Source organism: Clostridium polynesiense (assembly GCF_000820705.1).
GTDB lineage: Bacteria > Bacillota > Clostridia > Clostridiales > Clostridiaceae > Clostridium_AA > Clostridium_AA polynesiense.
Genome location: NZ_CCXI01000140.1, coordinates 1 through 15,369 on the forward strand (window position 1 = coordinate 1; position 15,369 = coordinate 15,369).

Annotated in this window: 10 protein-coding genes; 2 read left to right on the forward strand and 8 right to left on the reverse strand. The window is 35.7% G+C overall.

Annotated elements, in window-relative coordinates; genetic code table 11:
- Nucleotides 1-51: 51 nt before the first annotated feature.
- The 5 genes from TA89_RS13940 to TA89_RS13960 form a co-directional block, all read right to left on the reverse strand.
- Nucleotides 52-768 (reverse strand): 2-phosphosulfolactate phosphatase family protein, encoded by a 717-nt coding sequence (locus TA89_RS13940; protein ID WP_040214248.1) that lies wholly within the window; start codon nt 766-768, stop codon nt 52-54.
- A gap of 1 nt (nt 769) precedes the next feature.
- A complete protein-coding gene (locus tag TA89_RS13945; protein WP_040214249.1) occupies nt 770-1,714 on the reverse strand; it encodes a PucR family transcriptional regulator in 945 nt (314 codons plus the stop codon).
- Nucleotides 1,715-1,726: 12 nt separating this feature from the next.
- Nucleotides 1,727-2,836, reverse strand: coding sequence for an ABC transporter ATP-binding protein (locus tag TA89_RS13950; RefSeq protein WP_040214252.1), 1,110 nt, complete (start codon nt 2,834-2,836; stop codon nt 1,727-1,729).
- Between the two features lie 89 nt (nt 2,837-2,925).
- Nucleotides 2,926-3,858 carry a tRNA modification radical SAM protein MnmL/YtqA gene (mnmL, locus tag TA89_RS13955; protein ID WP_040214254.1) on the reverse strand — a complete coding sequence of 311 codons (933 nt, stop codon included), beginning with the start codon at nt 3,856-3,858 and terminating at the stop codon, nt 2,926-2,928.
- Between the two features lie 56 nt (nt 3,859-3,914).
- On the reverse strand, nt 3,915-5,021 hold the full coding sequence (locus TA89_RS13960) for a hypothetical protein (RefSeq protein WP_040214255.1): 1,107 nt from the start codon (nt 5,019-5,021) through the stop codon (nt 3,915-3,917).
- Nucleotides 5,022-5,160: 139 nt separating this feature from the next.
- Here TA89_RS13960 and TA89_RS13965 point away from each other — a divergent pair, with 139 nt between their 5' ends.
- Together TA89_RS13965 and TA89_RS13970 are read left to right on the forward strand one after the other, a co-directional pair.
- Nucleotides 5,161-6,231 (forward strand): YkvI family membrane protein, encoded by a 1,071-nt coding sequence (locus TA89_RS13965; protein ID WP_040214257.1) that lies wholly within the window; start codon nt 5,161-5,163, stop codon nt 6,229-6,231.
- A gap of 168 nt (nt 6,232-6,399) precedes the next feature.
- Complete coding sequence (locus tag TA89_RS13970) at nt 6,400-7,290, forward strand: radical SAM protein (protein WP_040214260.1); 891 nt, start codon at nt 6,400-6,402, stop codon at nt 7,288-7,290.
- Between the two features lie 66 nt (nt 7,291-7,356).
- On the opposite strand, the gene TA89_RS13975 is transcribed toward TA89_RS13970, so the two are convergent.
- From TA89_RS13975 to TA89_RS13985, 3 genes are all read right to left on the reverse strand, one after another.
- Nucleotides 7,357-11,358 (reverse strand): 5'-nucleotidase C-terminal domain-containing protein, encoded by a 4,002-nt coding sequence (locus tag TA89_RS13975; RefSeq protein WP_052447518.1) that lies wholly within the window; start codon nt 11,356-11,358, stop codon nt 7,357-7,359.
- A 218-nt stretch (nt 11,359-11,576) separates the two neighbouring features.
- Nucleotides 11,577-13,367 carry a heme NO-binding domain-containing protein gene (locus tag TA89_RS13980; RefSeq protein ID WP_040214258.1) on the reverse strand — a complete coding sequence of 597 codons (1,791 nt, stop codon included), beginning with the start codon at nt 13,365-13,367 and terminating at the stop codon, nt 11,577-11,579.
- A 243-nt stretch (nt 13,368-13,610) separates the two neighbouring features.
- On the reverse strand, nt 13,611-15,188 hold the full coding sequence (locus TA89_RS13985) for a peptidoglycan-binding domain-containing protein (protein ID WP_082023956.1): 1,578 nt from the start codon (nt 15,186-15,188) through the stop codon (nt 13,611-13,613).
- Nucleotides 15,189-15,369 lie beyond the last annotated feature (181 nt).

Genomic DNA, 15,369 nt, shown 5'->3' on the forward strand with positions numbered 1-15,369 from the left:
AAGTTCTTCTTTTTTTGTAATTATATTTAAAAGGGAAAAATAAAAAACAAATCAAATATTGCTTATCTTAATTTCTCCATCTTTATACTCTGGTACTATAGAAACTATATCTTTTTTGCTGCAATAGGTTAAATCCTCTTCTAAGCCCAGAGATTTTAAAACCTCATAGTGACTGGCATTTTTAATAAAGTTCGTTATATCAGTATTATTTTCGTATATATATTTAGCTGTAAAGGCTATATCGGACAAGTCCTGCTCAGCTGTTTTTGCAATTAAATGAATCATGTATCCAGCACAGATAAAATCATCCATTGAGAACTGACCATAAGTTCCGGCATTTATAAAAACCACATCCTCATTAAGTCTGGTTAATAATTCTGCCACAGATTTTGCATTAAGGAGAGAACCAATAAATACCCTGCTTGCTCTGGATGCTCCTTTAATGGCTCTGGTTCCGTTAGTGGTAGTAATCACAACGGTCTTGCCCTTAACCTTATCTTCTCTATATTCTAAAGGTGAATTAGAAAAATCAAAGCCTTCTATTTTTAAAGCCTTTCTTTCTCCTCCTAATACACAATTATTTTCAATGTTTTTAGCAAAACTTAGGGCTTCCTCCACTGTAAGAAAAGGTATAACGCTCTTACAGCCGTTATTAAGCGCTGTGGTAATAACAGAAGTTGCTCTAAGCATATCTATTACAACAACTATTTTATTTTCCAAATACTTTTCTTCTATATGATCTGCAGATATTATAATATCCAGCTTCATTTTATCTACTCTCCTTCCATATAAGGAAAGCCATATTAAAAATAGCCGCCTGTTTAAAGTTCCTTATATCATAGCCAGTATCCTTGGCTATTTTATCTAATCTGTATATAAGCGTATTTCTGTGTATATAAAGCTTTTTTGCCGCTTCGCTGATGTTTAAGCTGCATTTAATAAATTCTTCAATAGTGGTTAGGGTATCATGATCAAAACCTGAAAATTTCTTTTCAAATCTGTGTAGCATTTCCTTTTTAGCTTTTTCGCTTATGTTATATACCGCTCTCTCAAGTATCATACTCTCAGCATTAAATACCTGATCCTTTAAATCGTACTTTTTCCCTATGACCATGCATTCCATAGCATCCTCATAAGCTTCTTTAAGGCTGCAGGATCCTTTTTTTATATTTGAATAGCTTATGTAGCAGCTGCTATACAGCTCTGAGTTAATAGATTCCTTTATGCTTCTGGCATGTTCATCCACCTCTTCAAAGCTGCCCACCATAAGCAGATTATCCCTATATAAAACAGTAACAGCACTATCTTCCTGATATAGCTGCTTCAAAATTCCCATGGCATCATAAACGCTGCCTTCTAAGGAAATCAGAAAAAGTGCAGCTTCCTTTGAAAGAAAGGGAAGGGTGCTGTCCACTATATCAGCGGTAACACCCGTTCCTTCTATAAGGTCCACTATCATCTGTTCTTTAAGAAAATATAACTCCTTATATTTTCTTTCTATAGAATATTTAAGAAGAGATGTACAACTTTCCCTTTCCCTGTTTATGGATAATTGTGCCTTTTGAGCTCCAAGCTGAATGGAGATAGTGAAACACTGAGATTCTTTGTATTCTCCTAAAGAATTAAATATTTCAATTCCTTCATCAGAAATCAGCTTGAACCTTATACCGCTTTCAGTGCTTAGTTCTTCCAAAAAACCATGGAAATCGTACATCTACTCGTCCTCCTATAGTATTGTAAGTTCTGTTTCCTTATCAAAAATGTGCATTTTATCTGTAAAGAGAGCAATTTGAGCTCTATCTCCTGCTTTTAATGAAGTGCTTCCATTAACTCTGGCAGTGATATTTGATGATCCCTTTGAAAGATAAATATAGCTTTCTGCTCCCATCAATTCTGTTACTTCTACATTTGCTTCAATTACGGAGTTAGGATTGCTTTCTATAAAATCTTTTCCGGTAGTTAAATGCTCAGGTCTTATGCCTAATATAACTTCCTTCCCTATATATCCTCTCTCCTTTAAAATGTCTGCTTTGTCAGCAGGAACTTCTATTTCATCATCACCGAAAATCACAAATATCTTTCCGCTTTTTTCCTCCAGTTTAGAATCAACAAAATTCATTTGTGGACTTCCTATAAAGCCTGCTACAAAAAGATTTGTTGGATGCTCGTATATTTCCTGTGGTGAATCTACCTGCTGAATAACACCATCTTTCATAACAACTATTCTTGTTCCCAAAGTCATAGCTTCTGTCTGGTCATGGGTAACATATATGAAGGTGGTTTGAAGTCTCTGGTGAAGCTTAGCTATTTCTGTTCTCATCTGAACTCTCAGCTTAGCATCCAGGTTTGAAAGAGGCTCGTCCATAAGGAATACCTTAGGATTTCTAACTATGGCTCTCCCCATAGCAACTCTCTGTCTTTGTCCACCTGAAAGAGCCTTTGGTTTTCTGTCAAGAAGGTGCTCTATATCAAGGATCTTTGCAGCTTCTTTAACCTTCCTATCTATTTCAGCCTTTGGAGTCTTTCTAAGCTTTAGTCCAAATGCCATGTTATCATAAACGCTCATATGAGGGTAAAGCGCATAGTTTTGGAATACCATTGCAATATCTCTATCCTTAGGAGCAACATCATTTACTACCTTTTCTCCTATTTGAAGGGTTCCTTCAGTAATTTCCTCCAAACCTGCTATCATTCTTAAAGTTGTAGATTTACCGCAGCCTGAAGGTCCTACAAAAACTATAAATTCCTTATCTGCTATATTTAAGTTAAAATCCTTTACCGCAGTAACATTACCGGGATAAACTTTATAAATATGTTCCAATGATAAACTTGCCATTATATTTTCCTCCCTCGAGTTTATTACAATTCCATTGTAACCGTTTCAAGAAAGGTATTCTATACGCAAAAGCCCCAAAGTTATATCTTTTAATTTGTAGAATAATACAAAGACTGATACCAATCATTATCCTTTAAGCATTTATCTATGGAATTTAATATTTCCCATTTTTTAAGGCTCCACATAGGTCCTATAAGAAGCTCTCTGGGAGAATCTCCTGTAAGCCTGTGAATGACAACATTCTCAGGAAGAAGGGTTATTGCTCTGCAGATAAGCTTTATATATTGCTCCTGAGTCAAAAACTTTAGTCTTCCCTGCTGATAAAGCTTTACCATAGGCGTCCCCTCCATAAGGTGAAGAAGATGAAACTTTATTCCCTGTATAGGAAGCTTAGAAAGATATTTCACAGTATTTATCATATCCTCTTCCTCTTCTTCAGGCAGTCCGAAAATAGTATGTACAACCACATCTATATTCCTTTTCTTTAAGTTCTCCACCGCCTCTTCAAAGGTCTTAAGATCATATCCCCTATTAATAAGCTTTGCAGTACTGTCTTTAGAGGTCTGAAGTCCAAGCTCTACCCAAAGATACACCTTTTTATTAATTTCCTCTAAAAGGTTCAGTACCTCTTCACCCAGACAGTCAGGCCGGGTTGCTATGGCTATGCCAGCCACACCTTCCTGAGATGCGGCTTCATTATATTTTTCTCTTAGCTCTTTTATCGGAGCATAAGTGTTTGTATAGGCCTGGAAATATGCTATATACTTTCCCTGCTTCCACTTTTTATTCATCATTTCTTTTATATTCTTAAACTGCTTTGATATAGAAAAGCATCTGGAGCCTGCAAAATCTCCGGAGCCCCTTTCACTGCAGAATATACATCCTCCATGGCTTACCGTTCCATCCCTGTTTGGGCAGCTGAAGCCTGCATCTAAAGATATTTTAAATACCTTCTCGCCAAACTTCTTCCTGAGGAAGTAATTAAGACTGTTATATCTTTTATCTCCCCAAAACTTTGTCATAAGCTTAATTCCTTTCAATGATATTATGTAAAAATATTATATTATTAAATTATATACTATAATCTTTTAATATTAAACGTTTCTAAATCAATCTGATATTTACCTGCTTTATTATCCTTTAGAGCTTCACTGTCCCTTATGTCGGCCTGAAAAATCATCAAGTCCTTCTCAAAGCTTATAAATTTCACATTATATTTGTCCCCTGGAAATTGGCTGTTCAGGTTTAGAGGAATTTTATCTCCGGAATCAGCTTTATAAAGATTCAGGCTGCTTCCCTTTCCTTCCTCTATATATTCTACCATAAGTATCTTTTCATCTCTGGAAAACACCATGGAATTCACCCTGGAATTTTGTAATAAATCTATGGAGGTAATCTTTTCTCCAATAGGCTTTTCCATACTTAAATCCTCTCTAAAGCCATCACCTCCTTCATTCTGCTGCCCCCCTTGACTTCCTTGTGGGGATTCTCCTCCGCTCATTCCGTCTTTAACGGTTTCCATACTGTCATCTATGGAGATAACTGCTAAGTAAGAATCCTTATCAAAGGTTGACAAAGCTATCCTTTCGCCTTTATAAGAAAAGTTAACAGCAGAAAACTCCTTATTAGGGATGGCTGCTTTATTTATATCTGCTTTATTATTTTTAGGATACATCTCTCTTGGAAGCCTATGAAGTCTTATTATAGGACTGCTTTTCGCCTCATCCTTCCTCCTCTGGCGAAGAGCCCTTCCCTCCACATATGCTTCTTTTTCATTTTCGGATTTCACCTCAGATATCTTATACTGATTACCCTCTTTTACAACTCTTATACTGCAGTTGTCCAGATCTGCTCTGGGTTTTCCTTCAATTATCCTATTAACCTTAAATCTTATAAGTATGCTTTCTCCCATTTCGTTAAGCATATCCTGATTAAAGGATATAACCTTTAAATCTGAAGGTTTAATATCGCTGCTTTTACCCTTCAGCTCTTTTGAACATAAAGAATCTGCTTCTTTATAATCCTCAGCAGCAATCAAGCTTAAGTAGCTTTCCGCTGTTTTTACAGCCTCTTTAGTATCAAACTTAAGAGGCATCTTTCCGGAATCCTTGCTTACGTTACAGCTGCATGCTGTTAAAAATGCTATAAGAATAAATGCAGTTAAAGCTGCAGATTTTTTGTACATACTCTTCACTCCCAATCAATTTTATCCTTACTATAATCATTCAGTACTATTATTATTTATTAAAACTCACATTAATAAACATAAAAATAAAGATATATTTATATATTTAGTAACATAAAGCTTAGGAGGAGGAAAAAAGTTGCAAAAAGAAATTTCAAAGATTTTTCAGGTGGCGGCAGTTTTTATTGGCACCATCGTTGGGGCAGGGTTAGCTTCTGGAAAAGAAATAACTCAATTTTTCACTTCTTATGGGTATAAGAGTTTCATAGGAATAATACTTACAGGAATCTTTTATATCTATATGTGTTCTATCATAGGAAATTTAAGCATTAAATATAATTTAAATTCCTATTCTGAGGTTATAGAGCTTGTTAACAGCAAAAGGAGAAGCATAAGGCTTGGAAGCCTTATAAGTAAATCTACCTCCATCATAACCACTCTGTACATTTTAAGCAGTGCATCTATAATACTGGCAGGCTGCGGCTCTTTGTTAAACCAATATTTTGGAATACCTAAACTGGCAGGAACCTTAATAATGGCTGCGCTTGCGGTTATAACCCTATGGAAGGAAACAGAAGGCCTTATTGGCATTAACTCCATAATAGTACCTTCCCTTATAATAGTTATAGTGACAATATTGATTTTATATATTTTCTTTTTTAAGGATTATATAACTCTCACTCACCTGAAAAGCCTTCCTGCTGTTAAATCCAACTGGCTGCTTTCCTGTATACTTTATTCAGGCTATAACATCCTCTGCTGTACCGGAGTAATAGTTCCATTAAGCAGGGAAATGAAAAGCAAAAGGGCGGTAACTCTTGGAATCATACTGGGCTCTTTGGGGTTAACCCTCTTATGCATATTTATAAACCTGATGCTTATGCTTAATCAGCCCTATATTTATCAATATGAAATTCCTCTGCTGTACATCTCCAACCGATTTGGTACAGCTATGCAGATTATGCTCCTTATAATAATATGGCTTGAAATGTTTTCTACTGAAGTTTCAGATATATACAGCATAAGCAGAAGCCTTGAAAGGATTATAAAGCTGCCTTTTAAAAAGAATATTTTTATAGTCCTGGCAGTTGCTTTTCCTATTTCACAAATAGGCTTTGCAAACTTAATAAGCATATTATACCCCCTATTTGGAGTTCTCAGCCTTTTATTTATAGCTCAATGCTTATTTTTTTATTATTCTCATAAGTAATACCTTATCCATAACCCCTGATTTTACTTCTCCTATAATATATATTTCTATAGACATAATAAGCTTATTGGTATATATTTTATTTGTATTTTATCCATATGTTTAGAGCTTTGGTAAGCCCTTAACAGGATTAGGTCAGAGGTGAAAAGGATATTGAAAAATGAATTTATGCTGAAAAACTGCAGGCTTTGCGCAAGAAACTGCAGTGTAAACAGAATTGAAGGTAAAACAGGCTTCTGCAGAAGCACCGATAAGTTGAAAATTGCAAGAGCAGCTCTCCATCAATGGGAAGAACCCTGTATATCCGGAAACAGAGGTTCCGGAACGGTATTTTTTACCTCCTGCAGCCTAGACTGCGTTTTCTGCCAAAACCACTGCATAAGTCAGGAAAACAGCGGAAGGGAAATATCAATAAAAAGACTTTCGGAAATATTTTTAGAGCTTCAGGATCAGAAAGCTCATAACATAAACCTGGTTACCCCTACTCATTTTGTTCCCCAGATTATAGAGGCAATCAAAGGAGCAAGGGATATGGGTTTAACCCTGCCCGTTGTATATAACACCAGCAGCTATGATAACATAGAAACTATTAGGGCTTTGGAGGGTTATGTAGATATTTATCTTCCTGATTTGAAATATTATAACGATAAATATGCCATAAAATATTCAAAGGTAAAAAATTACTTCAATACTGCTTCAAAGGCTATAGAGGAAATGGTAAGACAAACAGGAAAGCCGGTTTTTGATGATAAGGGAATGATGAAAAAAGGAGTTATCATAAGGCATATGATGCTTCCTGGTCTTCTTTTTGATTCTAAAAAGGTCATAGATTATATTTATAATAAATACGGAGACAAAGTCTATATAAGCCTTATGAATCAGTACACTCCTTATAATAAAGCTTCACAGTATCCTGAAATAAATAAAAAATTAAGCAAGAAGCATTATGACGGACTTATTAATTATGCCCTGGAGCTTGGTGTTAAAAATGGTTTTATTCAAGAGGAGGGTACCTGCTCTGAATCCTTTATCCCTCCCTTTGATAATACGGGAGTTTAGATTAATAAAAAAAGCTGAGCCCCAGGAACCTTACGGTTCTCTGAGACTCAGCTCTTTTAATTTATATTATACTGCTTCCTCTTCTTCTCTCTTTTTATAAACCACTAAACCTGTTCCTGCTGCTGCTATGGATATACCAAGCATAACCAGAAGATTAAAGCCTATAGGTTGTCCAGTTTGAGGAAGTACTGTTCCGCTTGAGCTTACAGCTTTTTCAGCTATAGCAAAAGCAGACAGGTGATTTGTCTTAAAGGTCACTGTATTATCTACTACCTTTACATCGGATACAAACTCAAATTTCTTTGAAGTTTCATTATAGTAGAAGGCAGCAAGTTTATTTAAATCTAATCCTTTAAGCATTTCGCTTGTTAAAGGTATAGTAATTTCTACGGAAGCATTGTTTTCAAACTTAGTAACTATAGTTTCTTTGCCATCCTTAGAAATAACCTTAATGGTGTAATTGAATATTGTTTTAACACCCTTAACTCCCTTTAGAAGCTCACTGTTTATATCTGTATCAAGAGTGATTTCTATCCTGTCAGCATTTTCTAATAAATCCTTTGCAAAAGCATTGAAAGGAATCTTAAATATGCTGCCGTCCTTACCTTTTATAGTAAGAATTCCTGAAGGATTTTCTAAAAGTGTCTTAACGTCTTTAATAACTACCTGAGTATTTTCATCTACCTTGTCAATAGCTACTTCATAGTTATTGTTTTGACCATTTAACTTATTAACTGTTGTTACATTCTTATCCACTACTACATCAGGGATTTCTATAACCGGTGCATTACCTTCTATAACCAGCTCTTCAGGCTTAACAGCTATTGCCTCTAAAGTTCTTAATTCAGCAGCTGGCATATCTTTTAATAATCTTACCATTTCATCTCTTATTGGCTTTCCGGTATCTACTACATCTATAGCTCCGGTAAAGTCATATTTATCGCCCTTATCCAGTATAAAGTCATTAGTAACCACCGAATAATACTTATCCATTTCGATTGGAGTGCCATCTAACAAGGTCATTCCATTAATTCTCTTGTAAGCTTCGGCATTCTTATCATAGTAAACCTTAAGTCCATAGAACTGTCCAGGTTTGAACCCTTCAGCCATTAAGCCATGCTCTATAACTCTCTTAAGGTCTGATCCCTTAAGCTTTAAGGTAACTATGGTGTTATCAAAAGGAAGCAATTCATACATGTCTCCCATAGTTATAGGTCCTTTTTCAAAGCCTCTTCTTAAGCCTCCGCCGTTAGTAACTGCTATTTGAGTTCCTCCTGCCTTAGCCATAAGTGCTGTTGACCAGATACCCATTGGACTTAATCCGCCATTTTGGCTGGTATCATGAGGAAGATCAACTTCCAAAGTTGTAACCTCTTTGCCTAATACAGGAGCAAGTTCCTTAGCATACCTATCAACTATAGCTTTTACTTCTGGATCAGGTGTTAGTTCCTGTGATCTCTTATAAAGCTCATCAACCTTAGCTTCTTTAATAATAATGTTACCTTCTACGTTAAAACCTAGTGCTGTTTTAGCTAGGGATCTTCCATTGTAATTACCTTGAACAACAGGAATATTATTAACCATTCCTGCAACTCTTTGGTGAGTATGTCCGGTTATTATTGCATCTATATTCACAGCTTTATTAGCAAGATCTGCAGCTTCACCGGTTATCACTCCATTTTTATCCTGGAAGGCTCCTAAGTGTGTTAAAGCAACTACCGCATCTACCTTTAAGCTCTTATCTTCTTTAATCTTCTTAGCCCAGAGGTTTGCATATTCTATAGGATCTCTAAACTCTAATCCTTTAACATTTTCAGGCTTAGTTTTATAAGCGCTTTCAGGAGTAGCAAGACCTATAAAGGCTATTTTCTTTCCGCCTACTTCTTTTATCATATAAGGCTTAGCCCATTCCACAGGCTTTCCATTTTCATAGATATTGGAAGCTACAAAGTACTCAAATCCTCCATCCTTAGCCCATTGAGGTATTCTTTCTCTGCCCCAGTCAAATTCGTGATTTCCGATTGCTGAAGTAAACAAACCGATGGATTTTAAGAATTCGCTTACTGGCTTTCCGTAAAGCAAGTTTGACATAGCGCTTCCCTGATATAAATCTCCTGCACCTACAACTACGGTATTAGGATTTGCTTTTACAGCATCTTTAATTACTCCTGCAAGCTTAGCTGCTCCGATATTCTTTCCGTTTTCCTCCATGGCACCATGGAAATCATTAAAGGATAGAATATCTACAGTGGTTTCAGGAGTCTTTAAAACATCTTCCCAAGTAATGCTCTTAACATTAGGGGTTCTTCCATCTGCTGAAGTTGGAAGTATAAGCTTACCATCATTTATAAGTTTAACTGCTATATCTCTCTTTTCTTTGTCCCACTGATATCCTGTAAGCTTCCAGTTATCGTTTTTCTCAGGACGTATTACACCCATTTCTTGAATGTATAATCCTATGAAATCTCTAACCTGAGATACATTTTCATTAGTGGAATCATAAACTATATCAACCTTTTCACCTTTGAAAAGACCGCTTTCAGGATCCATAAGCTTACTGTCAGCTCTATAGTTGTTTACCATTAAATAAATGGTATCCGCAGGCTTAACAGGAGTGCCGTCTTCGTAGGTGAGTTTTTCTATTCTGCTACCCGGTTCCTTTGATACGTTAACTTCATATTTAACTCCATCAAACATATCGTAGTTATATAATCTTATATTTTCATTAAAGGAAATAGTAAGATCTCCCGGTTTAAAGGTATTGAAGTAGGCTGCTGACCACTCCATATATCTCTTTAACTGATCTCCGTTTATTTTTAAAGTCTTAAGTGAATTATCATATTTATATATTAATGCTGTTCCTGCATTGGTTATAGGGCCTTCTTTAACATTAGCATTTCCTGAGAACATAGCTGCTCCGGAAACCTTACGTGCCCCTTCAGGTACATTTTTACTTCCGTATTTAAGCTGAACCTTATTAATAAGATCTATCATTGCTGTGTCCTGCATTACTCCCTGAGGTATTCCTTTAACCTCATTAGGAGGTACAAGATCTCCGCCCTTAAGTTCTCCTATTACAGTCCTTGCATATTCCTTAGCTCTTGAATCATATGGTTTTAAAAGATTAACCATATCTGTATCTTCTGCATTTCCAGAAACCTTTAATGCTTTAGAAGCTTTACTTACAACTTCATACTTTCCTTCAGCATTCTTTGCTAAAGTGATATCGATTTTAGATAGGTATTCCCCATTACTGCCAGGCTCTGTGATTATAACATTGCCTTCTTTAACCTGATCTATTTTTGAATGGGCATGTCCAGCTACTATAGCAGCTAAGTCAGGAACTGCTTTAGCAAGTTCTCTGGCGCTGTCTCCACCGCCGTATTCGGAATTTTCCCCGGCATGTATAGTTGCTATCATCACATCAACCTGAGGTCTAAGCTTTTCAGCTATCTTTTTAGCCTCTTCTGAAGGATTGGTAACATTATAATCCTTAAGATTTGGACCATCCCATTTAGTTATATGAGGAGTAACAACCCCTATTATACCAACCTTAACTCCGCCTATTTCTTTTATGATATAAGGCTTTCCTAAAGGCTGATTATCTGCTTTGCTGAATACATTACCGCATAATATTTCAAACTTAGCAGCTTTTTTGAATCTGGATACAAAGTCCATTCCATAATTGAACTCATGGTTTCCAAGACTCATAGCATCAAATTTCAGTTCATTCATACCAGCTATCATAGGATGCACTGGATCTTTAACAAAGAGCATGGATGAATTTCCCTGAAGGGTATCTCCATTATCCACTAATATAGTGTTTGGATTTTCCAGCCTAAGCTTTTTAACCAAGGTAGCTATCTGGCTTAGACTTCCCCTATCGCTTTTTGAATCAGTTGCATAATCCCAAGCAACAAACTTGTTATGCATATCTGAAGTACCAAGAACCTGAATGGTTACATTGGGTTCCGCTGCATTAACGATAAATTTCACTGGAGTTATCAAAGTAAAAGTCATCATTATCGCGGTAAACAGCGTTAAGAATTTTTTGAATGATTTTCTCATTTTCCTCCCCCTTTTTTGGTTTTTTGGTAAAGGTTTCTATATATAATAGTAGCTTATGAAAGTATTATTGTAAACCTATACAGACCTTTTTATGAAGATTTTTTTTACTTAAAATGAATGTTTTTTCAAATATTTAAAAATTTTTAACATTATTAAATCCTCCTTAACAATATCAGTAAGGAGGATTTTTAAAAAACACTATTTTATTCAGAACTTAGTTATATTATGTATTGTTTTAAATCTTCTTTAAATACTTCTGTGGTTTTCCCAAAACCTTCTATATTGTCTATAAGCTTTTTAATTTCCTGTGTATAATTTGCAACACTTGCGCTGACTTCTTCTGAAGAAGCAGAATTTTCCTCTGCTATGGAAGCAAGGTTTTCTATATTTTGGGAGATTTCATCAAAATCCTTTACCTCTTTATTTAAATCAGTGATGGTATTTATGGTGGATTCTGCAACCTTCTTTATGGACTCTGCTGCCTGATAGCTTATTTCTCTCACATTTTCAAGGCTTTTAGTTTCCTTTTCCAGTTCTATATACTGTTTATCTACGTCCTGTGCCACCTTTTTAATGTCTTTAACAAACTCAGCTAAATTAGAGTTGATTTCCTGAACCGCTTCTTTAGACTGCTCTGCCAGCTTCCTTATGGAATCTGCAACTACTGCAAAGCCTCTTCCCTGTTCACCTGCTCTTGCTGCTTCTATGGATGCATTTAAGGCTAAGAGATTGGTCTGTTCTGATATACCGGAAACTATCGAAACTATGCCGGTGATATCTGCTGCCTTATTTCCCAGCATTTCACTGCTGTCTTTAACCTTAAGAAAATCCTCTAGAGCTTGTCTTATATTTAAGCTGGATTTATGAACTTCATCATAGCTGTTGTTAATCTTTGAAATAGCCCTTTCCAGCTCTTCTTTATTATGATTTTCACCTTCAGCAATAACATTTAATATCTCTACGTTTTTATTAAGCTTGAAGGCTATGCTTTCAGTATTCTGAGCCTGATTCACTGCACCTTCGGAAACCTGCTCCACCACTCCGGAAATCTCACCGGAGGTTATATTCATAAGCTCACCTATGGAGTTTATCTTTTCTATAAACACATTCATTTCGTCGGTAACGCCTTTAAAGCCGATAAAATCGCTTTTAGTCTGCTGCTTATAGCTGTGTATCAGCTCATGAAGCTCCTCAAATAAATCTTTGGTGGAAATATGGCTTTCCTCAAAATATTTTCTCTTTAGCAGTGAATTAAACTCCTCTTTAATTATCTTTATAGGCCTTAATAAAGCATGTGCTCCTATACCTGCTGCTCCGGCGGATACCGAAGATACTATTAATGAGGTAATGGGATTTATGAAAAACACCGTAGATATTAGTGTAACTGCAAAAGTAAATAAAGACAGCTTAATTTCAATGGGTTTAATAAAACCAAAAGATAAAAATTTATTTAAGAAGAAATCCTTTTTATAATATATCTTGTTTGGAAAGTTAATTTTAACCTGAAGCAGACCTTTTTCTTTTTTTATCTCTTTAATGCTTATATTTTCCTTAAAATGCTCAGCACTTCCTAAAAGAAGTCCGTAAAAATAGTCAAACATCTCTCTTTCTGACTTATATGTAAGTATAGCTTCATGGGAACCCGACGGCTCAATTACTAAATAAGGAGGTTTGGCTCCTGCAAACTTCTTAGTCATTACTATATGTATATAATATATATTTTTTAAAAAGGTATATAAATTTTCACATTGAAAAAATGCTGGGAAATCCTTATAGAAGGTTTGTATATTGTCCTTTCCTATAGTATTCCAAACATTTTTAATTTCATTATTAGATTCTTTTGAAATATATTCTATTACCTTTTTAATTTCTTCATCATTTATGTTTTCTAAAGGTGTAAACATTTTATTTCTGGTCCATGCCACACTGTCCATGGCAGAATTCACAATCTCCTCCCCGTAAACCCTCCTGCAGGTTTTCATCCATGTTGAAACTACAGTTCCTTTCATACATACATCCCCTATCACTTTGCAATAATGTACTAATTATAGACAATTTTCATCATTTTTTCCACCTTTATTTATCATAAAGACAAATATTTATTTATTTCCTTTAAAACTTCTCTGAATCCAAGGATTTTCAAGAGATAATAAAACAACCCATATTAAATATACAGATTGAACATCCCTTACTATAAAGGGAATATCCGAATCTGTATATTATTAATATCGGTTGTTAAAACATATTATCTATTATAATCCATCATCCATGTATCCTACTTTAGGGATATCATTTCTGTAATACATTTCATAGGTCAGAGGGGGGAAAAAAATCCTTCTGGTGGATTTAACCTTTCTTGAAGCTGCTACATAAGGTCCTTCTGATTCAACATCCTCCTTTTTACTATCTGCCTTTTGGTTGTTTTCCTCTATAGGTGTCTCTTCAGTTTCTTCCTGGCTATTTAAATTTTCCCAGTCTGAGGATCTTGTAAGGGTGAAATTCAGTTCGTCCATATTAACAGCCCTAAGCTCCGCCAGCTTAGAAACCCCTACAAAGATTTGGGAAATTTCATACCAGGTTGCATAATCTACGTTCCCTGTCTCCGGAAGACCGAAAACCTGCTGAAATACCTTTACTGAATTTGCTGTTGCAGGGCCATATACTCCATCTACAGCTACCTTAGGAATTAAGGGATAGTTTTGGGAAATTCTATTTAAATAAGTTTGAATATTTCTTACATCATTTCCTCTTGAACCTATAGAAAGAACGGTGCCGGGATAAGAAATAGGTATTCCTTCTACTTCCGGAGCTCTTCTAAGCTCTAGGTTAGTTCCATAAAAGTTTGTTAATATTTCGTAAGGCGTTCTTCCCTGATCTGCCAGGTATTTGCTTCCCCACTGTGTCAGCCATCCTGGACACTGTACTCTGACACCATCGCAGTATTGTGCAAAAAGCGGCTGTTTAGCTTCAGGTCTTTTAATATAAGTTGAGAATATATCATCTACTATTCTATTGATATTTTCATAAATATTTCTTCCAAAGCTGAAAGCTTGATCAAAGGCAGTGGAAGTAGTTATGGTAAAATCTTTTCCTTTGTTCCTGTACCATTCTGTGTATATTCTATTTAATGTAAAGGATATTATGCAGTAAATATTCGCCCTTATAGAATTTTCTGGCCAGGTAGAAAATATTTCGCAGCAGGCAACATTTTTTATATAATCCTTATATCTTACTGTATAATTAGGTGCATTGTTATCCTCCGGTCTACCATCATGGACTACTACAAATTCAGGAACAACTACATTTTCCAGTACTACAACACCTTTTTCCGGTGGCAAAGGCTTTTCTTCATCTTCCGGAATCTTTGGAGGAAAATTTCCAACTAAGGTGTTCTCCTGTATATATATCACTTCCTGCTGTCTCTGCATTTCTTTAAAATCTTCCACCATCCTGTGGGGTTTAATATTTATTTCCTGACTCTTTATCCCCCTCATTTCTCCTTTTCTTGTGCTTATTAAATTACACACCTGAATTGCTGTTAATTCAGGAAAAATTTGAACTCCCCTGACAATGAGAGGCAGATACCCATCAGCTTCCACCTGAACATCTGCAAAGCTGTAAGGTATTTCACTGCTTGGTGATTGGGAAAACTCTATTGGAGGAGCGGGAAGTTCTACAGCTTCCGTTTGCCCCACTGAATTTGTAACCTGCTGCTGTCTCACTATCTGAGGAATATTTTCTCCTCTGGGAATTATAGTAACTCTGGTATTAGGTATAGGTATAAAGGTATCTTCTTCAAGCACCTGTACTCTTAATCGGCCAACAGCCATAAAATAACTCCTTGCTATAATAATTCTTTATATTATATGCTGGAATTATTTAATGAGTTACTTGGTTTTCTAACATACATTCCCTGTACATAGTATTCCTCATATTCTTCATCTCCAAAGCCTTCTAAAACCGCTGCAGGCTCATAATCTGCATCTGTATATTCTATTTCTTCCTTCCCTT

Excerpts from the sequence above, each read along its gene's own strand:
- TA89_RS13950 (WP_040214252.1), bottom strand. The coding sequence starts at position 2,836 with ATGGCAAGTTTATCATTGGAACATATTTATAAAGTTTATCCCGGTAAT.
- TA89_RS13960 (WP_040214255.1), bottom strand. The coding sequence starts at position 5,021 with ATGTACAAAAAATCTGCAGCTTTAACTGCATTTATTCTTATAGCATTT.
- TA89_RS13975 (WP_052447518.1), bottom strand. The coding sequence starts at position 11,358 with ATGAGAAAATCATTCAAAAAATTCTTAACGCTGTTTACCGCGATAATG.
- TA89_RS13985 (WP_082023956.1), bottom strand. The coding sequence starts at position 15,188 with ATGGCTGTTGGCCGATTAAGAGTACAGGTGCTTGAAGAAGATACCTTT.
- TA89_RS13980 (WP_040214258.1), bottom strand. The coding sequence starts at position 13,367 with ATGAAAGGAACTGTAGTTTCAACATGGATGAAAACCTGCAGGAGGGTT.
- TA89_RS13945 (WP_040214249.1), bottom strand. The coding sequence starts at position 1,714 with ATGTACGATTTCCATGGTTTTTTGGAAGAACTAAGCACTGAAAGCGGT.
- TA89_RS13970 (WP_040214260.1), top strand. The coding sequence starts at position 6,400 with ATGCTGAAAAACTGCAGGCTTTGCGCAAGAAACTGCAGTGTAAACAGA.
- mnmL (WP_040214254.1), bottom strand. The coding sequence starts at position 3,858 with ATGACAAAGTTTTGGGGAGATAAAAGATATAACAGTCTTAATTACTTC.
- TA89_RS13940 (WP_040214248.1), bottom strand. The coding sequence starts at position 768 with ATGAAGCTGGATATTATAATATCTGCAGATCATATAGAAGAAAAGTAT.